General features: G+C 66.9%; 16 protein-coding genes and 3 pseudogenes. 10 read left to right on the top strand and 9 right to left on the bottom strand.

Annotated features, from left to right (window positions below):
- Nucleotides 1–14: 14 nt before the first annotated feature.
- The 3 genes from OIE74_RS04365 to OIE74_RS04355 are packed head-to-tail and all read right to left on the bottom strand — an operon-like array spanning nucleotide 15 to nucleotide 3,557.
- Entirely contained in the window at nucleotides 15–1,022 is a 1,008-nt protein-coding gene (locus OIE74_RS04365) for an ABC transporter permease (RefSeq protein ID WP_329378600.1), read from the bottom strand.
- Nucleotides 1,023–1,051: 29 nt separating this feature from the next.
- Nucleotides 1,052–2,530: a sugar ABC transporter ATP-binding protein gene (locus OIE74_RS04360; protein ID WP_329378598.1), complete on the bottom strand. Its 1,479-nt coding sequence runs from the start codon at nucleotides 2,528–2,530 to the stop codon at nucleotides 1,052–1,054.
- 31 nt (nucleotides 2,531–2,561) lie between these two features.
- Complete coding sequence (locus tag OIE74_RS04355) at nucleotides 2,562–3,557, bottom strand: sugar ABC transporter substrate-binding protein (protein WP_329378596.1); 996 nt, start codon at nucleotides 3,555–3,557, stop codon at nucleotides 2,562–2,564.
- A 269-nt stretch (nucleotides 3,558–3,826) separates the two neighbouring features.
- Between OIE74_RS04355 and OIE74_RS04350 the strand changes: the two genes are divergently transcribed.
- From OIE74_RS04350 to OIE74_RS04340, 3 genes and pseudogenes are all read left to right on the top strand, one after another.
- Nucleotides 3,827–4,783, top strand: coding sequence for a MarR family transcriptional regulator (locus OIE74_RS04350; RefSeq protein WP_329378594.1), 957 nt, complete (start codon nucleotides 3,827–3,829; stop codon nucleotides 4,781–4,783).
- A 395-nt stretch (nucleotides 4,784–5,178) separates the two neighbouring features.
- A pseudogene (locus OIE74_RS04345) lies at nucleotides 5,179–5,619 on the top strand (DUF6192 family protein); the annotation flags it as partial.
- Between the two features lie 2 nt (nucleotides 5,620–5,621).
- Nucleotides 5,622–5,910, top strand: a pseudogene (locus OIE74_RS04340) (RacP protein); the annotation flags it as partial.
- 228 nt (nucleotides 5,911–6,138) lie between these two features.
- On the opposite strand, the gene OIE74_RS04335 reads toward OIE74_RS04340, so the two are convergent.
- A complete protein-coding gene (locus OIE74_RS04335) occupies nucleotides 6,139–7,110 on the bottom strand; it encodes an alpha/beta hydrolase family protein (protein ID WP_443076019.1) in 972 nt (323 codons plus the stop codon).
- Between the two features lie 147 nt (nucleotides 7,111–7,257).
- On the opposite strand from OIE74_RS04335, the gene OIE74_RS04330 reads away from it, so the two are divergent.
- The 3 genes and pseudogenes from OIE74_RS04330 to OIE74_RS04320 all read left to right on the top strand — a co-directional run bounded on the left by OIE74_RS04330 (nucleotide 7,258) and on the right by OIE74_RS04320 (nucleotide 8,996).
- The gene (locus tag OIE74_RS04330; protein ID WP_329378590.1) at nucleotides 7,258–7,893 is read left to right on the top strand and encodes a TetR/AcrR family transcriptional regulator; all 636 of its coding nucleotides are present in this window, start codon (nucleotides 7,258–7,260) and stop codon (nucleotides 7,891–7,893) included.
- Between the two features lie 61 nt (nucleotides 7,894–7,954).
- Nucleotides 7,955–8,691, top strand: a pseudogene (locus OIE74_RS04325) (aldo/keto reductase); the annotation flags it as partial.
- 149 nt (nucleotides 8,692–8,840) lie between these two features.
- Nucleotides 8,841–8,996 carry a hypothetical protein gene (locus tag OIE74_RS04320; protein WP_329378588.1) on the top strand — a complete coding sequence of 52 codons (156 nt, stop codon included), beginning with the start codon at nucleotides 8,841–8,843 and terminating at the stop codon, nucleotides 8,994–8,996.
- 7 nt (nucleotides 8,997–9,003) lie between these two features.
- On the opposite strand, the gene OIE74_RS04315 is transcribed toward OIE74_RS04320, so the two are convergent.
- The 3 genes from OIE74_RS04315 to OIE74_RS04305 form a co-directional block, all read right to left on the bottom strand.
- Entirely contained in the window at nucleotides 9,004–9,399 is a 396-nt protein-coding gene (locus tag OIE74_RS04315) for a hypothetical protein (RefSeq protein ID WP_329378587.1), read from the bottom strand.
- A 410-nt stretch (nucleotides 9,400–9,809) separates the two neighbouring features.
- Nucleotides 9,810–10,409: an NADPH-dependent F420 reductase gene (locus OIE74_RS04310; RefSeq protein ID WP_329378585.1), complete on the bottom strand. Its 600-nt coding sequence runs from the start codon at nucleotides 10,407–10,409 to the stop codon at nucleotides 9,810–9,812.
- Nucleotides 10,410–10,580: 171 nt separating this feature from the next.
- The gene (locus OIE74_RS04305; RefSeq protein ID WP_329378583.1) at nucleotides 10,581–11,312 is read right to left on the bottom strand and encodes an SDR family oxidoreductase; all 732 of its coding nucleotides are present in this window, start codon (nucleotides 11,310–11,312) and stop codon (nucleotides 10,581–10,583) included.
- Nucleotides 11,313–11,418: 106 nt separating this feature from the next.
- Here OIE74_RS04305 and OIE74_RS04300 point away from each other — a divergent pair, with 106 nt between their 5' ends.
- The 4 genes from OIE74_RS04300 (at nucleotide 11,419) to OIE74_RS04285 (ending at nucleotide 14,067) form a co-directional block, all read left to right on the top strand.
- The gene (locus OIE74_RS04300; protein ID WP_329378581.1) at nucleotides 11,419–12,267 is read left to right on the top strand and encodes a LysR family transcriptional regulator; all 849 of its coding nucleotides are present in this window, start codon (nucleotides 11,419–11,421) and stop codon (nucleotides 12,265–12,267) included.
- 286 nt (nucleotides 12,268–12,553) lie between these two features.
- Nucleotides 12,554–13,117 (top strand): TIGR03086 family metal-binding protein, encoded by a 564-nt coding sequence (locus OIE74_RS04295; RefSeq protein WP_329378579.1) that lies wholly within the window; start codon nucleotides 12,554–12,556, stop codon nucleotides 13,115–13,117.
- Between the two features lie 118 nt (nucleotides 13,118–13,235).
- Nucleotides 13,236–13,463, top strand: a complete 228-nt coding sequence (locus tag OIE74_RS04290) for a hypothetical protein (protein ID WP_329378577.1) — start codon at nucleotides 13,236–13,238, stop codon at nucleotides 13,461–13,463.
- Nucleotides 13,464–13,623: 160 nt separating this feature from the next.
- Nucleotides 13,624–14,067, top strand: coding sequence for an aminoglycoside phosphotransferase family protein (locus tag OIE74_RS04285; RefSeq protein WP_329378575.1), 444 nt, complete (start codon nucleotides 13,624–13,626; stop codon nucleotides 14,065–14,067).
- Nucleotides 14,068–14,403: 336 nt separating this feature from the next.
- Here OIE74_RS04285 and OIE74_RS04280 read toward each other — a convergent pair whose 3' ends face one another.
- A complete protein-coding gene (locus OIE74_RS04280; RefSeq protein ID WP_329378573.1) occupies nucleotides 14,404–15,885 on the bottom strand; it encodes a glycoside hydrolase family 32 protein in 1,482 nt (493 codons plus the stop codon).
- Nucleotides 15,882–18,407 (bottom strand): GH116 family glycosyl-hydrolase, encoded by a 2,526-nt coding sequence (locus OIE74_RS04275; protein WP_329378571.1) that lies wholly within the window; start codon nucleotides 18,405–18,407, stop codon nucleotides 15,882–15,884. The genes OIE74_RS04280 and OIE74_RS04275 overlap by 4 nt, the downstream gene beginning before the upstream one ends.
- Nucleotides 18,408–18,411 lie beyond the last annotated feature (4 nt).

Raw genomic sequence — 18,411 nt, 5'->3', positions numbered from 1 at the left:
TCTCCCTACTGGTTCTACTGGTTTCGGTGGACGCGGTGACGGAGGGCCTCCAGGGCCGCTGCCATGACGAGGACACCGCCGGTGATGATCCCGCTCAGCTCAGTGCCGATGTTGAGAAGCGTGAGGCCGTTCTTCAGCACACCGATGAGCCATGCGCCGACGATGACCCGCCACAGACTCCCCCTGCCGCCGTCGAACGGGACACCACCGAGAAGCACAGCGGTGAGGATGGTGACTTCGAACCCTGAGCCCAACGTGCCCGAGGGCGCGCTGTCGAGCCGGGCGATCTGCAGCAGGGCCGCGATCGCCACCGCGACACCGGTCGTGAGGTAGAGGGCGAAGACAATGGGCTTCACCCTGATGCCGACGAGGAACGCCGCTCTCGCGTTGACCCCGATCGCGATGATCTTCCGGCCGATCGGCAGGCGGCTCATCGCGATCACGGCTACGAAGCACACCACCGCCGCGACGATCACGAGGTAGGGCACTCCGAGGAACGATCCGGAACCGAAGTTCACGAAGGGATCGGGGAAGCCGAATATCGAGCCTTCCCCCATGTACTGCGCCAGCCCCCGGCCTGCCGCAAGCCCGCCGAGCGTGACGACGATCGGGGAGAATTCGAGGAACCCGATCAGAAGCCCGTTCACCGCCCCGAAGGCGACGCCGATCCCCAGCCCCAGCAGCACGCCCGGAACCAGCCCCCATTCGTTGAGCGCGACTCCCGACGCGACACCCACCAGGGCCAGCTGAGAACCGACGGACAAGTCCACGTATCCGGCCATCAGCAGCATGGAGAAGACGATGGCGACGATGAACGTCGGCGCGTTCTGGGTCGCGACCGCCAGGAGGTTGTCGCCGGTGAGGAAGACCGGCGTGCGGACGGAGAAGTAGACCATCAGGGCAACGGTCGCGATGGGCAGTATCCAGGCGATCACACCGAGCGTGACGCGTTGCGGCACGAGCGGCGTGCCGGTGGGTGCCAGCCGCGTGGGCGGCGGCGAGGTGGACAGAGAAGAGGACATGACGTCTCCGTTCGAATGGATGGGGTGCGCTATCCGTGAGCGAGGGTGAGCAGGGTTTCCTCACCCACACTCGGGTCGAGGACGTCGACGACCTCACCCTTGACGAGGACGACGACCCGGTCGGCAAGGGCGGCGATCTCCTCGGGGTCGCTGGTCGCGAAGACGACTGCGCGCTCACGCCCTCGGGCGTAGGACCGGAGCAGTGCGTAGAGGTCCCGCCGGGCACCGATGTCGACTCCTTGTGTCGGCTCGTCGAGCACGAGAAGCCGGCTGTCGTCGATATCGGTCATCCAGCGCCCCACCATCAACTTCTGCGCGTTCCCACCGGAGAAGGCATCCCCTTCGCGCCTCGGGTTCGAGGGCGTAAGACCGGTCGCTGCCGCCGTCCTGTCGAACACCGCGCGTTCACGGCGGAGACTCCGCCAGGGACGTGAGAGCCCGTTGTAGTGCGGCAACAGCAGGTTTTCCTGCGCGGTCATCTCACCGAAGAGCGACTGGGTCTTCCGGTCGGAGGCCACGAACACCACGCCGCGTCGTCGTGCCGCGAGGGGTGAACCAAGATGCATGCCCATGCCTGCCACGCGATAGGAGCCGCTGGTACGCCGCACGCCCGCGAGGCCCTCCATCAAGTCGGTGCGACCGGAACCCAGCAGCCCGAAGATTCCGACGATCTCTCCGGCATGGACGGTCAGGTCCACGGGTCCTGTCCCGGTCGACCGGAAGCCCTTCAACTCGACGACGACATCGCCGTGTTCGTTCTTCGTCTCCTTCTCGACGGCACGCGCTCCCGGCGATATCGCCTGGACCAGGTCAGCGAGAACGAGGGCGTCGACCGATCGGGTCCACTCGACCCTGCCGTCCCGGAGAACCGTTACCGCGTCGGCGACTTCCAGCACCTCGCGGAGCAGATGTGTGACGTAGATGACGGTGAGCCCGTGTTCGGTGGCGAGGCGCCGCACGACGTCGAGCAGCGAACTGACCTCGCTCTCGCTCAGCGCTGCCGTCGGTTCGTCGAGGATGAGGACGGAGGGCTCCGAGCGAAGCGCACGGGCTATCTCGACGATCTGCTGTTCGCCCACGCTGAGCGTCTCGACCAGGCGATCCGGGGCGATGTCCGCACCGAGCGACTCCAGGATCTCGGCTGTACGTCGCCTCTGGTGGCCGAACCGCGTGCCGAGCGGCCCGATTTCCTCAGCCCCGAGGAACACGTTGTCGGCGACGCTCAGTGCACCGATGAGCTGGAAATGCTGGTAAATGGTCGCGGTCCCGGCTTTGAAGGCGCTGGAGGGCGAGAATCCGGCGTAACGCCTCTCACCGATCCGGATCTCGCCGGCGTCCGGGGTCACCGCTCCGCTGAGGCAGCCGAGGAGGGTCGACTTCCCTGCGCCGTTCGGCCCGAGCAGGGCGTGCACCTGCCCCTGACGGAAGGTCAGGTCCACGCCCCGAAGAACCTCGTTTCCGTCGTACACCTTGCGCAGGCCGCGGACCGCAAGGTCGGCCTTAACCATGGACGAGAGGGAAGACACGCTCACGCTTCTCTCACTTTCCGTATTGCTGGATCAGCTGGTCGAGCTGCTTGGGGTCCCGCGCCGTCGCCAGGACGACGGGGGTCTCGTAGTCGGTGCTGCCCTTCCCGGTGATGGCGGCTATCGAGTTGTCGATGATCGACTTCGCCAGGTCGGGGATGAGGATGGCGGCGGAGGACCGGTAGGCGCCTGCGGCCTTCACCGCTTCAAGACCCTCGCGAGTGCCGTCCTGACCGGCGATGTACACCTTCGAAGGGTCGATGCCCTTGTTCGTGAACGCCTTGAGTGCTCCGATCGCGGCATCGTCGTTGATCCCGACGACCACCCGCAGGTTCGGGTGCTGGCGCAGCGCGTCCTCGGTGATCTGCAGCCCGCACTCCTGGTCGGCGCAGTCCTGCTTCGAGACGACATCGAGGCCGGCCGCTGAGAACTGCTTGAGCGGCTCCTCCCACCGTCCCTTGAACCCGACCAACGGTGTCAGGGTCGTCACCTCGGCGGTCACCCCGCCCTGGGGATAGGTCTTCTTCCACCACGCGATGGCGTCCTTGGCCACCAGGTCACCGCTTTGGACGTTGTCGAACCCCACCGAGCCGTCCGAGGTCTTGGTTCCGCCCGCGTAGGTGAGCCACTTCGTGCCCTGAGCCTGGGCCTGCTCGCGCAGACCGTCGAGGGCCGTCGCGTCCACCGCCAGTACGACGATGGCGTCGGCCTTCTGTGCCATCCAGCTCTCGATGGTGGCTCGCTGCGACTCGAGGTTGCTGGCCTGCGTGTTGTCAAGCAGCACCTTGACGCAGCCCTGCTTGACGCCGGCTGCCGTGACCTGCTTCTTCAGGGCGGCGGCGAACTCGGATTCGCCGACGGGGTGGCTGAACCCGATCGTGTACTGCTTCGCGCAGCCGGAGGACCCGGTTGCCGATCCGGACGAGCAGGCAGAAAGAGCGGTCGCCGCGAACGCCACGACAGCCGCGAACGCCGCGGGGCGACGAAAGGTGGTGAATCGATTACGCATGACTGAACTCCGAATTCCGTTGCTGTGCCGGTCGGACGAGGGTGACCCTCCTGGGGCGACGCCGCTACGATGTAGACCGCGTACCAGGCATCTGATATAGAACGTGTACCAGGTATCTGGCGCCGCGTCTTCAGCGGGATGCAGAATTGCCAGGGCCGTAACACGGGAGGCACGCACGCGAAACGCGAGCCGAAGATCGGAGCACTCCCGTGTCCAAGCGGCGAAAAGGAAAGGGTTCGGGAGGGTGGCGCGTGGGGCAGGAATCAACGGTGCCGACCAAGCGGCAACCGACTCGGGGGGAGCAGGGAACGGTCAGCGGGCAACGTGAACGGGACGAGTCGAGTCACACTCATACGCTCAAAGCGACGGCCTGCTTCGGCCTCAGCGCAGCCGATCAGATCGGTTCGGCTTTGTGGCGGGGCGTGTTGGGGGGCGAGCTGACACAGCCACAGTTCCTCGTTCTGGTCGCCGCACACACCCGCCCCGGGCTCGGTCACCACGAGTTGGCCGAACTCGCCGCGATCGGTCGGGCCACTGTCGGGCCACTGGTGAAGAAACTCGTCGACGCGGGCATGCTCGAACGCAAGAAGGACCCGCGTGATTCGCGCCGTTCCGTGCTCACCGCGCTTCCCCGCGCGATCGAACTGCTGGCCGCCACGGCCGAAGGGGCGGACACCGTCGACTTCGAGCTCATGGCGCCGTTGAGCACCGCCGAGACGGCCGCCGTCGTACAGAGCTGGTCACTGGTCGCCGCTGCGTCCCCCCCTGCGGAGAGCCTGTCCGGCGCATCCGATCCGGAACCGACCGAGGTCTCCGCGCTCGACACACGCCCGTGGTTCCACCTGCGCCGGGCACGAAGGGCGTACCGCAGAATCTGGCACGACGTCGTGTCCGATTCCGTCAGCAGCTCCCAGTTCACGCTCATGACGGTCATTCATGACTCGCCCCAGATCGACATCCGCACGGCGGCGCGAGTCGCGTCGGTCGAAGAGACGACCGCGCTGCGGATCGTCATGCGCCTTGCCCGCACGCGCATTGTCCGCGACACACGAGATACCTCCGACCGCAGGAGATCGCTGCTGACGCTCACCGATTTCGGGCAGGAACTCCACGCAACCCTGTGGCAGCGGCTCGCAGCCGCTGAACGCACGCTGCAAGCGCAGATTCCCCTGCAAGCGCGGTCGGAGTTCTTGCGCCTCACGCGGAAGGTAGCGCGCCTGGCCTAGGGCGTGTTTTAGAAGTCCCGTCTGGCCCACGACGCCTGGCACGCGCGCTCGCTGCGTTGTCGGAGTCATCCAAGTACGTCCAGTACGAGGCTGATCCTCCGCCTTGCGATCGCACGCACCAGACGCCGTGGGCCCCGCCCAGTGGGCGGACGACGCTACTTCTAAAACACGCCCTAGGGCGTGTATTGAGTCGTGATCAATTGGCGGTCCGGGTGAGGTCTTTGATCCAGATCATCGAGGCTCGTAGGTGGAGGCCGGCGAGGTAGCTGTCCGGGGTCTTGACGTATCGGGTGGCGATGCCTCGCCAGGCCTTGAGCTTGTTGACCGTCCACCGCGTTCTCGCCTACATCGACAGCGACGAGGAACGCTTCGACGCGATTCTCACCCCGCCCGTCGACAAGGCCCGGGTGGTGGAGGAGTTCACCCGCGACGAGCAGGTGGCCACTACCGCGGAGACGAACCCGCTGCGGCCGGACGTCGCGTTCAAGGCGATGAGCGACGACCACGCCCGTTTCCAGGTCAACCATGCCCAGAACGAAGGGGGCCGGCAAGCCCGCGAGCACTTCGAGGACACCAGCCCCGTCGCCCCGGCCGTCCGCAACATCGACCGGACGGTGGAGTTCTTGGACCTGGTCACCGCCTGCCACTCGTTCGTCGCCGCGGCCGGCCGCACCGTTCCGGGCCTGCGCGACCGGACCCTGTCCGAGGACGAGTCCGCGATCGTGCAGCAGAACGTCGCGAAAGTCCGAGCGACGCTGGACTGGATCGAGACCGCGGTCGACACCGGCAAGGTCGACATGGACGACGAACTCGCCCGCATGCTGCGAGGCGAGTAGCCGTGCCGCGCGCCTCACGGCGCAAGGGCGACGCCGCCAGACGGCACGCCGACACCATCCACTTCGTGCTGTTCGAAGCACGACCGGCCGGGCTGGTCCCTCCACCAACTGGTCCGCGCCGGCGCGCTCTCCCAGAGCCAGGTCCGCTCCGGCATGGCCGCACTCAAGGACGAGGCCGCATCCAAAGGCCGGCCTCCGCTGATCTGGACTCGCGCCGACGGCTACCAGCTCGGCGCGGAGCGGGCCGCGCTGGAAGCCTACGAACGGCAGATGGCCAACGAGAAGCTGACGCCGAGTACGTCGTTGCCGGGCAGGGCGGTGACGACGAGGTCAGAGGAGGTGACGGCGCTGCGGTGGTCGAGCCGGTCGGGTCCCGTGGGTGTTCGGGAGCCGTAAAGCACACGGTGACCTCGTGATGTCAGGCGTGCGCCGGGCGTCGAGCCGACTTTGCCGGTTCCGAGGACGGCGATGTTCACAGATCGCTCCTCTTCGGCCCTCGGTGAGGGCGACGTTGCGTACTCACCTGGTTTCTACCGTGGCGACAGGTATCGGCAGGGACGGGAGCAGGTCGACCGCCTTTTCCCAGGACTGGTCGCCGAGGAGTTGGGAACGGAGGTAGGCCAGGACCAGTGCGCGGAGTGCGGCGACGCGGGCTGGATTCTCGTCCGTGGTCTCGGCCGCGTCGTAGCCGGAGATCCCGCCGAACAGGTGCCCGGCCCCCAACATCATGAGCAGCGTCTTGTTACCGCCCGGACTGTGTGTGTAGGCGTCCCACCGGTAGCTCAGGCGGCTGGAGAAGTTCGGGTTCAGGTCCTCGTCGCCGGCCACGACCAGCGTGGTGCCGGTCATCGTCGCGAAGTCTGGGTACTGCAGCGACGGGTAGCGCTCAGTGGCCCACGGGCCGAAGTGCTCGTCGGCGATGCCAGGGGCCCCGACGACGACACCTGCCTTCAGCCGTGGGTCCGACAGATCCTTCTCCCGAGGGTCCTGCGGCTCCAGGACTTGCATGCCCATCAGCAGCGACACCGTGTGGCCGCCCAGCGAGTGACCGACTGCCGCGATCCTGCTGGTGTCGACGCGTTCCGGCAGGCCGGGGATGGCGCCGAGGATCTCCGGCAGGCGGTCCAGGACGGCGTGCATGTCGAGGGCGCGGTCGCGCCAGAAGAGGGGCGCGTCGGGCAGGTCCTGCTCGCGCAGTCCGAGCACGGTGGAGTCGAGGTGTGTCGGCTGGATGACGACGAACCCGTGGGCGGCCCAGAAGTCTACGAGCGGGCCATAGCCGCGTAGCGAGGACAGGAAGTTCGCTGCACCGTGCCCGTGGGAGAACACGATGACCGGGAGCCCGGTGCCCGTCGCGGGCGCCGTGACCTTGGCCTCCAGCGGAACGGGCCTGTCCGGGACGTCGAGGACGACGGGGCTGCAGCTCAGGATCGACGTCGGATCACCGACCGGGAAACCGTGTGCGTCGGCGTGTGCAGTGTTCAAGACCATCTCCTATACGCGGTCCGCAGGTAGTTGCCGTCCGTGCGGACACAAGTTCAAGCCGTCGACGAAAATCTTGCCATGGAAAGCAATCTTGCACAAGAAGGCATCTATGCCGCGTGAGGCGTGTACGCTGTGGATAGCAAAAATCGCGCGGTGACGAACGACGAGAGGGAGGGCGCCGTGACGACAGAGAACGGTCCCGGACTGCGGGAGCGGAACAAGGCGCGCCGTCGGCGCCACATCCTGCACACCGCCCTGCGGCTGTTCGTCGAACATGGCTATGAGGGAACGACCATCGCCGACATCGCCGGGGCCGCCGACGTGGCCCCTCGAACGGTGACGGGCTATTTCCCCTCCAAGCTCGACTTCATCACCGAATGGCCGGCCGAACGCGAGCAGCGACTCATCGCGCTCTACTACGCCGATCCATCCGTCGACTTCGTCGGGCTCGTCGACAAGTGGTGGCGCGACCTGCGTGACCACCTCGACCACGAGGAGGCGACGCTGACCCGCGCGATGACGCTCGCCAATCCCGGCGTCGTGGCCTTGGCCGAGGTCGAGGTGTCGCGCCGGATCGCCGGGACCGAGTTCCCCTTCGACGGTACCGATCAGGAGGACCCGTTCGAAGCCGCCGGCCGTGCGGCGATCAGAGGCGTCAACCGATCCTTCGAACGCAGTGTCGCCGAGGGCCGCATGACCGACCGTCTGCACGAGGACCTGCTGAATCTGATCCGCAGCGTCGCCGGGACGACCCACGTCGGCCACGGCGCACTCAAGCTCGACCGCTGACACGCGGGCCGCGCTACCCGCGACCGGCCTCGCTCCGACCCGCACTGCCTGAAGGGCGACGTTGGAATACCGCAATCTCGGACGTACCGGGATTCGAGTAAGCTCCCACTCGCTCGGCGCCATGATGTTCGGGGCGATGGGCAACCCCGACCACGACGACGCGATCCGCATCATCCACCGGGCGCTTGCCGCCGGCACCAACGTCATCGACACCGCCGACATGTACTCGCGCGGCGAGTCCGAGGAGATTGTCGGCAAGGCACTGAGAGAACGTCGCGACGACGCCGTGCTGGCCACGAAGGAGCACGGCCCGATGGATGATGATCCAAACCAGCGGGACAACTCGCGGCGCTGGATCATTACTGAGGTCGAGAACTCGCTGCGGCGTCTGGGTACCGACCACATCGACCTCTACCAGATCCACCGCCCGACCCCGACGTCGAGGAAACCCTCTCGGCGATGACCGACCTGCTGCGCAGCGGCAAAGTCCGAGCCATCGGAACCTCCACATTCCCCGCCTCCCAGATCGTCGAGGCCCAATGGGTCGCCGAACGCCGTGGGCTCGCCCGCTTCCGCACCGAACAGTCTCCCTGCTCCATCCTCGACCGCGGCATCGAGCGCGAGGTACTGCCCACCTGCCGCCGCTACGGGATGGGCGTGTTCGTCTGGAGCCCGCTTGCCGGCGGCATGCTCACCGGGCGATACCGCAAGGACCAGCAGAGCAACACCCACCGCGACACCTATGGGTTCGCGCACATGAGCAACGAGCGGCGCCTCGACGCCATCGACGCCATCGTCCCCCCAGCGAACGCTGTCTGGCTCATCGCGAAGCCCAGCGGACCGACAATCCCCACGTCATGGTCACCCGCCAGACGAAGTCCGGCCGGGGACCGGCATCCACCGCCTATGTCAGCCACATCCTCGACGCCTGCGGCTTCCCGCCCCGCATGATCCGCTGCACTCGACTGCTCGACCTGGTCAACACCATGGATCCCAAACGCGTCGCCGCCGCGTTCGGCATGGATCCCGAAGCCACCATGATTTATCTGTCCGACCGCGTCGTCGAGACCCGCTTGTCTGGGTGGGAGACGACCAAGAACTGACCTCTGGTCAGAGTTCATAGGGGTAGAGAGCGATCTTCTCGCGCTCGATGAAGAGCTCGACCCAGGTGCCGGCAACACCTTCGGGCAGAGGATCGGCAAGGTCCAGCAAGATAGCGCTGCCGTCCAGGTCCAGCAGGGCGGCACCGTGCTCTGTGACGCTCAACCGGCCCCGCAGCACAACGCAGTGCCCGCCCGTCCGGAGCCCAGGACCGATACCCGCAGCCGGCTTGGCGTTCCGCCCCCAGACGATGTCCTCGTCGATGGTCCACTCGACGTGGTACTGGCCAGGCTCTGCGGCCCGGTCCCCGCACCACCGGACTGCCGTGTGACCGAACGAGGTTCGGACATCGGCCAGCCAGGAGGTTCCGGGAAACCTCGCGACCTTCACCAGTTCGATCAGCACGGCTCGATCATGCAGTATCCGAGGCGCCACCGGAACCTGTGAAGTTTCGGCGCTGCCTGGCACAGGTTCGCCGGAACATGTGCGACGGGCTGGGCAGCGTTGACGGGCAGGCCGGCGGTTTCGGTGAACGGAGTGCTCATGATGGTGGTCCTGACTGGCTCTGGAAGGTCTGCTCCTCAGGAGCGGAGGAGGTTTTCGCCCAGTTCCCACAGACGCTGAGCCGGCTGCCGGATCGGTGGCGTGGGAGGCCACCTCGGCCGGGATGCTGTCGGCGGTGACCGGTCGCGGTTCTTCGTTCACCACGGACACGTCGTTTCTTTGAGGTAGACACCGCCGATGTGGGGTCGAACCCGGACTCCAGAGGTCCCTGTTGGTCGCTCAGCTCGTTGGTCAACGTCGTGGCTCACTTATCACCGGGAAATGCAGATGTTGAACTTCACGGTCCCCAGGGACCGGATAGTCGCGAAGAACAACGGTGCGGCGTGCTCGGTGGCCAGAGCAGTTTCGACACCGCCCAGGTCGAGAATGGAACCGCGGGGCCATCCCAGATCAGCGAGCAGGTCGGTGACGACGGTCTTGGCCGTGGCGTCGTCGCCGCTGACGAAGGCGGTCGCCTGCGAGAGGGAGGCCAGCGGGTCGACCATGATGGTGAAGTTCATCGTGTTGAGCGTCTTCACCACCCGCGCCCGCGGGAACCGCTTCTGCACCTGCTGGGCCACGCTGTCACCGGGGTAGGCCATCGTCATCTGCGGGGTGAACGCAGCCGATGGGTCCAGCACCACCTTCTCGCCGAGGACGTCTTCTCCGATCTCCTCCAGAGTGGTGACGACTTCGGTGCCGGGAACGGCGGTGACGACTACGTCGGCGGAGGCGACGGCTTCATGGTGGGTGAGGGTTCCTTTCTCACCGGCACGCGTACGCGATCCGTAGACGACCTGATGACCGGCGGAGGCCAGCCGGGTGCCAAGTGCCGTGCCGACCTTGCCGGTGCCGAGGACTGCGATGTTCATGAAGTTCTTCCTGTGGAGGTGTTGGGGATGCGCGACGACGTGTCGCGGGGACGGGTGATCGATGAGGTCCTTCTGCAAGTGGGTCGTGCTGGGTGAACCTCACGTCGGAGTCAGCCGTCCGCGGTATCCGCAGGGCTCAGCCAGGGCCCGCCGTCTGGTTTTCCGGTGTCGTCACCAAGGGATGACGCCCGCGTCCTCGAAGAACCCGCCGGTGGGACCGCCGTCGGGCAGGGTCGCCAAGCGGATCGCGGTCGCGGCACCTTCCTGAGGGCTGCGCACACCGCGGAAGCCGTTGAGGTCGGTGGCCACGAATCCGGGGCACGCGCAGTTGACAAGGATGTTCGTCTCGGCCAGTTCCTGCACGTACTGCAGGGTGACCGCGTTCAGGAAGGTCTTCGAGGGGGCGTAGGCCACGACGACGGGGCCGGTGGTGGTCTCGCTACCCGGTCCGGACTGGCGGGTCAAAGAGCCGGCGCTGCTGGACATGTTCACGATCCGCGGCGACGGTGCACAGCGCAGCAACGGCAGCATGGCGTTGGTGACCCGGATGACGCCGATGACGTTGGTCTCCACGACCGTGCGGATGACGGCGGGGTCGACGGTGCTCGGCTGCTGCGGGTGCCCGCCGGTGATGCCGGCGTTGTTGACCAGGGCGTCCAGGTGCCCGACACGTTCGGCGATCAGGTCCGCCGCCTCGGCGACGCTGCGGTCGTCGGTGACGTCCAGCGGCACGCCGAAGGCGTCGACGCCCGCCGCGCGCAGTGCGGCGACGGCCTCATCGCGTCGCGTCTGGTCACGGGCGCCGACTCCGACGCTGTAGCGCAGCGCGCCCAGCCCGGCCGCGATCTCGTAGCCGATGCCCTTGTTCGCCCCGGTCACCAGAGCGGTTTTGCTTGCAGTCATATCAACGATGCTGCGGTCGAGTCGGGTGTGGCGTCCAACACCGCCTGGGTCATGAGCGATACCGCAGAAGTATCGATGAAGTACGGTTCGGGAGTAGCCTGGTCGGGTGGAGACCCGAGAGTTGCGCTACTTCGTCGCCGTCGCCGAAGAACTTCACTTCGGCCGGGCGGCGCAGCGCTTGGGCATCGCCCAGCCGCCGCTGTCGCGCGCCATCAGCCAGCTCGAACGCCGATTGGGCGCCGCGCTGTTTCAGCGCACCAGCCGTTCGGTGACCTTGACTGAAGCCGGCACTGTCCTGCTGCACGAAGGGCGCGCAGCTCTGGATGCGGTGGAGGCCGCGGAGCACCGCGCCCGACGCGCTGCTCTCGCCGCTGCCGGTGAGCCCAGCATCGTCTTGGCCACCAAAGCCGGCGCCTCCAGCCAACTGCTGGCGAAACTCCTGCACGCCTACGCCGCCGAACCAGGCTCCGTCCGCGTCGACGTCGTGCTCTGCGGTCCCGGCGAACAGGAACGTCTACTGCGCAACGGCCGGGTGGACGTAGCGATCCTCCACCAGCCCTTCGACGACACCGCTGGTTTCGACACCGAAGAACTCCTCACCGAGGGGCAGTTCGCGGTCCTCCCGGCCGGGCACGTACTCACCACCAGCAAGGACCTGCACCTCAACGATCTGGCTGACGTGCCGGATCTACCGGCGCCTCGCTGGCCCGGACCTGACGGAACCTACATGCCTGGGCCTGGCCCTGAAGTGCAAAGTCACACTCAGCTCCTGCAACTCATCTCCCTCGGTCGGACGTTGATGGTGGCACTGGATTCCTGTCGATCGCAGCTGCGTGACGACGTGGTCGCCGTGCCGGTTGTGGACGCACCGGCGGTCACCACGGTGATCGCCTGGCCCCCGCACAGTCGTATCCGTGCCGTCGCCGACCTCGTACGGACCTCCCTTTGTCTCTAAGCTCGACCTCCGCCACCTCTGGGACACGGCGCGTTCCCGACCAGCCGTGCTGCCCACCTTCCGGGCAACCGTCCAATACATTGCCGCCCTCCTGCGACCGCATCGTCTCCACCTGGGCACCCGCAACGGACGTCGGGCCACGACTCGGCAGGGAAGAGCGACCGCGTTGCGCTGGCTACGAAGCCGGGCAGGTCGTCGCGGGCAGCGAGCAGGGACGGTCCGGTCGCGACGCCGTCGTTCGACTTTCGTTCGGGAAAGGCGGAAGATCATGACGTAACGTGCCGCCATGACGAATTCATCCCTGCGGTTGATTCCCGATGCCATCAACCGCTTCGGCGCACGAGTCCACGCGGTCGACGGCCACCAATGGAACGACTCGACGCCTTGCACCGAGTGGACCGTTCGGGATCTCATCAACCACTTGGTCGGCGAGCACTTGTGGGTGCCGCACCTGCTTGCGGGAGAGACCCTGGAGGAGGTGGGCGACCGCTATGACGGAGACATGGTCGGCGCAGATCCCGTGCGTGCGTGGGACGAGGCCGCGGAGCGCTCCCTCGCGGCGTGGGAGGGAGCTGATCTTTCCGGGACAGCCCGGTTCTCGTTCGGGGAGGCCCCGTTGGCCGTGTACGCGGACCAGATACTCGTCGACCTGACCGTCCACGAGTGGGACCTGGCCCGCGGGTGCGGCCAGCCCGAGTGGCTCGACCCGGCCGCAGTCGACCACAGTCTGGCTTACGCGCGCACCAACGCCCACAGGATGGCTGAACTGGGAATCATCGCTGCTACGGTGCGCACCGCCAGCACCGATCCTGCCGTCCAGCTTCTTTCCTTGCTGGGGCGCGCCGTCTGACGGATCGGGTTCCAGCTGTCCGGGGTCATCGTGCAGGCGGCGTACGAGTTCTTCTCCCGTGCGGATGCGCGCCGGTACTTGGGCAGAGCAGACAAAGCGTCCGCATGACGAGCGTTCCGTGGTTGCCCGAGGGGATGCCCGGCTGGCCGCCGTCCTCGTCAGCCTCCCCGAGCGTGAGTACTGCGACATCGCGATCCAGCCGTTCCGGCTCACCGTTGATGGTGTGGTCTTCGGCCTCATCACCGAGTGCCATGCCGAGGACGAGGACGGCGAGCACGACTGGGCTGAGCTCTATCCGGATCGGTTGGGCTTCTCGGCTCCGTGGAACGGCGAGTACGACACCTGAGCTTGTTGTTCAACGTCCGCCGACCTGTCTCAGTGAAGGCTGAGCGATTCTCACCAAAGGTTGGGGGGACTGCTCTGGTCCGATTTGTTCGTCGGCTCGCGCTCACAGCGAGCGGTGGAAAGCAGTGGACAAAGATCGCGCGAGCGGCACACTGACCCGTGTGAAACGACTGCTGGTGGATGTGGAGAGCGTCACTGCGCGGTTGGTACGTCGATTCGGTCCTCAGGTTGCCGGATGGTGCGCTGACACGCCGGATCTCATCGCGCGGCTGACGTCCCAGTGGGGACTTTCGCTCGGTGAGTCGCTCCCGGACGGTGCTTCGTCGGTCGCGTTGCGGTGTCGTTTTCCCGATGGCACGCCCGCGGTGTTGAAGATCAGTCCGGAGCGGGCCTTTATGGTCGAACAGGTCGAAATGCTGGGGTGGTTCGCCGCTTCGGGCCGGGTGCCCTCGGTGCTGGCCGTCGACGAGGAGACAGGCGCGATGGTGCTGGAGGAGATCGTGCCCGGAACGCCGGCGGATCCTCGTCAGGAAAGCGCAACAACTTCTCAAGAGCCGCACCTGAAGCCTGCAGAATCTCTTCGAGCTGAGTTGCTTTCTCGCTAGTGACGACCGTGGCGGCATCAAACACAGCGTCGAGATCGGCTCGTGTGAACTCCCACGACAAGCCCTGGAATTCGGGGTCTGATTTGTACTCCTGGAGGGATTCGAGGTGGGGCGAGCAGGGTGTCTCGTGCGCTCTCCAACTCGGATTGGGCTTCCCTGCCGATCACCCCTTCCTGCATCCACAAGAAGGCAGCGAGGAGGTCGGACTGGTCGGCCTTTCCCATGCGTTCGGAGACAACCAGGGGGCCGACGACCCTGGCGCTGCGACGCGTCATGATCCGGATCCTGGTCTGCCGGGCAGTGGTCACCGTCCTCATCCACTGGTCACGGATGCTTTCACGTCACATCCGCAGCCTCGCCTTCGCGCTCATCCGGCGAGGTGATGACGGCGTCTTGCAGCGGCCGTATGAAGAGTCCGCGGGATACGTCGGCGTCCAGGTCGGAATGCGACGTGCGCCAGGGACCTGTGGTCTGTGGATAGCACCGTGTGGTGATGGCCGTTCCACCGTAGTACGCCTCGATCAAGGAGCCGTCGAGGTAAAGAACAAGGTCTCCGTCTGCGCGGTGGGGCAGGAGAGCCTCATACTGCCGGGTCCCGGAGTCCTGCCGGGTACGCAGTTGGAAGGAGCGGCGGTCAGGGTCCACGCTCAGGGTCAGAGAAGTGACACTGTCCGTGTGAGTGAGGTGAAGGCGCGCCGGCCCTCTGGTTCCCAGGCCCGTCGCCGATATTTCGGCGTGGGCCGGTACGGTACGGGCCGGGTTAGGGTCGGGGACTGATGTCCTGTCCGCCAGTTCGGTCACGTTCGGTTCGCGCAGGCCGCTCAGTTCGCGAGGCGGTCGTGACTCGATCCTGTCGTCCGACAGGGTCAGCTGCCGTGGCAGGGTCAGCGCGCCGGCTTTGTGCAGGTGTTGCTGCCGCTCCGGGGGAAGGTCTTCTTGGGCCCAGCCCCACAGGAGGGTTCGCCCGGACAGGTCGGTGGTGACGGCCGGCGCGTAGAAGGCGTCACCGGAGTCGAGAAGTCCCGTCGCCCGGGGGTGGAAGCGGTACGTGTCCGGGTCCAGGTCACCCACGACGTACACGACATGGCTGAGAGGGCGGTCGGTGCCGGGTTTCTGGATGCTGAGGACGAGTGCCCAGGTGCCGTCGAACTCCAGCAGTTGAGGACATTCCCAGTGCTGCCCGAGTCCGCCGGGAGCGTCGAGTCCGGCCGGGGGAGCGAAGAAGACGCCGCCGTAGGTCCACCGGGTGGCGTCGGGCGAGTGGTAGACGAGGACGGTGCCGTGCGCTTCTTCGCCGCGTGTGCCGGAGCCGAGCAGCATATGCCAGCCTTTGGTGTCCCGCCACAGATAGGGGTCCCGGTGGTACCCGGTGCCGTTGGCGGTGGGTGCTCCGGGGACCAGCGGATTGCCGGGGTCCTTGGTCCAGTTGGTCAGGTCCGGTGAGCCGGTGGCGCGGCAGACGGACTCCACCCGTGCGTCCCCGTCGCCGGTGACCCCGGTGTAGTACGCGGTGGGTACGCCGTCGATGTCACGTACGCAGCCGGACCAGCAGCCGTCGGCGTCCGGTCCGTGGGGGTCGGGGGACAGCGCTCGCGGGTGGCGCCGCCAGGTGACCAGGTCCGTCGAGCTGACGTGGCCCCAGTGCGGTGGGCCCCAGAAGGGTGCGGCCGGGTTCTCCTGGAAGAACAGGTGGTAGCGGCCGTTCCGGTGGATCGGCCCGTTGGGGTCGTTGAGCCAGTTGCGTTCGGCGGTGATGTGGAAGCGGGGCTCCCAGGCGGTCAACGGCAGGGCGGACCGCGTACGGTGAGGGCCGGTCATCGGGCCTCCCCCGAGGGGACGGCGGCCGAAGGGGCGGTGACGATCTCCACGCGGGTGGCGGCGGTGACGGGTTCCTCGGTGCCCAGTACTCCTTCGATCACCTCGATACGCGCCACGAGTTCGCCGTCGGCGTCCCGGTGCTGCTCGTAGGTGCCCCAGCCCTTGCCATGGCACCAGAAGGAGCGGAAGTCCCCGTCCTCGGCGGCCCGGGGGTCGAAGCGCACCAGGCCCCGGGAGAGGTCCACACTGAATCCGGAGAACGCGGTCAGCAGCGCGTAGCTGGCGAGCGACCGGGTGTAGTGGTGACCCGCCTCGTTCTCGCTCCAGGGGTTGCGGAGATAGCCGTCCTGCCGGGCGCGCAGCCGCTCCACGATGGCCACACCCTCCTTGACGAAGCCTTCGTAGATGAGCGAGGAGGCGACCTGGTGTTCCACGCCGGTCCATACCTCGTCGCTGTAGCCGAAGGGGAACCGCGGGCGTCCTCCGTTCGGCCACGAGCACAGCACCAGCCCCGGTTCGTCGCCCAGGGCGTAGACGCGCTGCACCGTGGGCACTTCGCGCATACGCCGCACGGTGTTGTGCTCCACGATCGACATCAGCGCGGACCGGATGTGGTCGGAGGGCAGCAGATGGCCGAGGCCTGTCACCGTGGCCACGAACTGGCCGAGCAGCTGGTCGGAGTGGCAGCCGCGTCCGAACTGGTAGCGGTGGGCGTCCACGTCCTCCAGCCGCTGTTCGAAGTAGGAGCCGTTCCAGCAGAGGCGGTCCAGATTGGCGGCCGACTGCTCGGCCTGCGCGGCGTATTCGGCGGCCAGTTCGCCCTCTCCCACGGCGGTGGCCATGGCCTCGCCGGCGCGCAGTGCGGCGACCATGAAGGTGCCGGTCATGCCGTTGGGACCGTAGAACTCGATGTCGTAGGTGTTGCTCTGCTGGCTGTCGGGGACGAGGTCGCCGTCGGTGTCCCAGTGGCCGACCGCGTACGCCATGGCCTTCTTGACGGCGGGCCAGATCTCCCGCAGGAAGTCGTCGTCCCCGCTGATCCGCCACTCACGGCAGGCCCGCACGATCGAGCCGAGATGGCCGTCGGCGGCCGGGACCATCTGCCAGCGCGGCTCGCCGAGAGTCTGCCGCGAACGGAAGGGCAGCGCGCCGTCGTCGTCGAGTTCGATCAGGAACTCCGCCCGCCGCATCGAGCGCTCCAGACGCGGGAAGAGGAAGGCGACGCCCTGGGCGTAGTTCCACACGTGGTTGACGTTGCCCAGACCGCAGCCGACATGGTCGCGGGTGCCCTCCCAGCCGTAGAAGTCGCCGGTCTCGGTCCAGAAACAGGTCGAACTGCGGATCACGGTCAGATTGCTCGCGACGGCGTCGATCACCGGCTCGGGCAGCGAGGAGTCGTACAGCGCCTGGCTGAACCGCCGTGACCGGCCCTCCAGTTCGGGGAGCCGTCCCACCAGGTCCTGCACCACGGCCCAGGCGTCGTCGTAGACGGTGGCGTAGTGGTTGCGGATGAGCGGGTACTCACCGCGGGCGTGCCTCGCCAGGTCGTCGTCCACCTCCACCCAGCCCTTGGGGCGGTTCGGGATGTGCCAGGCGAAGGCGAACTCGTAGGACCGGGACCCGTGCGCGGGCAGCGTCTTGGGTACGGCGATGGAGCCGATCTTCTCCCGCAGCCGCAGATAGCTGAAGTCGTAGAAGTTGTCGAGTTCCGAGCCGGTGGACTCCACGGCGTGGTACTCGTCGAGCCGGCCGTCGTCGGTGAAGTCGTCCCAGAAATCCTGGGCGTTGTCGGTCCACTGGCCCTGGAGCCAGACGGGCCGGAAGGTCGCGTCGGGCTCGGTGGTGACGAAGGCCATGCTGCCGTACGCCTCGGTCTCCGGCGCGTCGTCGGAGGTGTAGAACAGGCCCTTGCCGGCGGCGCCTTCGCGCAGTTCGTTGGCCACCTCGCCGGACAGCTTCAGATTGCCGAAGACGTCGTATCCCTCGAAGCCGATGGCGTTGGCGAAGGACCCGACGACAGAGACCTCCAGAGGTTCGCCGGTGAGATTGGTGACGTGATAGCGCAGAATCGCGCCGGGGATACCGGAGTCCACCTCGTCCAGCGGCACGAACGGTGTGAAGGCCTCGAGCACCGCCCGGACCGGCAGGTCGGGGTCGGTCAACTCGACGTACACGAACGGGTACACCGACCACATACGGGAGTGGCGGAAGCGCGGCAGCCCGGCCAGCTCACCGTTGTAGTAGCCGTGCGAGCGGTTGTGCGGGCCCGGGAGTTCGGCCTCCAGCGCGGCGGTGTGCACCGTGCCGTCCGCTGAGCGGGTGCGGATCGCGAAGAAGGAGAACGGCAGATAGTTGTTCTTGCCCGGCCAGTTGAAGATCTCCCAGTCGCGGAACTGGCCGCGCGATCCGACCGAGAAGTTGCCCGTGCCGATCCCGCCGAGCAGGAAGGCCGCCGATGTGGCGGACTCCGGATAGCTCCGTACGCGGTCTCGCATGAAGGTGGCGTCGGACGGCTTGCGCACAGTC

The sequence above is a fragment of the Streptomyces sp. NBC_01716 genome (assembly GCF_036248275.1).
Lineage (GTDB): Bacteria > Actinomycetota > Actinomycetes > Streptomycetales > Streptomycetaceae > Streptomyces.
The sequence above is the reverse complement of the archived record's forward strand: the minus strand, read 5'-3'. Positions and strand labels throughout refer to the sequence as shown.

Coding starts and splice junctions, on each gene's coding strand:
- OIE74_RS04365 (WP_329378600.1), bottom strand. CDS start 1,022: ATGTCCTCTTCTCTGTCCACCTCGCCGCCGCCCACGCGGCTGGCACCC.
- OIE74_RS04360 (WP_329378598.1), bottom strand. CDS start 2,530: ATGGTTAAGGCCGACCTTGCGGTCCGCGGCCTGCGCAAGGTGTACGAC.
- OIE74_RS04355 (WP_329378596.1), bottom strand. CDS start 3,557: ATGCGTAATCGATTCACCACCTTTCGTCGCCCCGCGGCGTTCGCGGCT.
- OIE74_RS04335 (WP_443076019.1), bottom strand. CDS start 7,110: ATGGTCTTGAACACTGCACACGCCGACGCACACGGTTTCCCGGTCGGT.
- OIE74_RS04320 (WP_329378588.1), top strand. CDS start 8,841: ATGATCCGCTGCACTCGACTGCTCGACCTGGTCAACACCATGGATCCC.
- OIE74_RS04310 (WP_329378585.1), bottom strand. CDS start 10,409: ATGAACATCGCAGTCCTCGGCACCGGCAAGGTCGGCACGGCACTTGGC.
- OIE74_RS04305 (WP_329378583.1), bottom strand. CDS start 11,312: ATGACTGCAAGCAAAACCGCTCTGGTGACCGGGGCGAACAAGGGCATC.
- OIE74_RS04295 (WP_329378579.1), top strand. CDS start 12,554: ATGACGAATTCATCCCTGCGGTTGATTCCCGATGCCATCAACCGCTTC.
- OIE74_RS04280 (WP_329378573.1), bottom strand. CDS start 15,885: ATGACCGGCCCTCACCGTACGCGGTCCGCCCTGCCGTTGACCGCCTGG.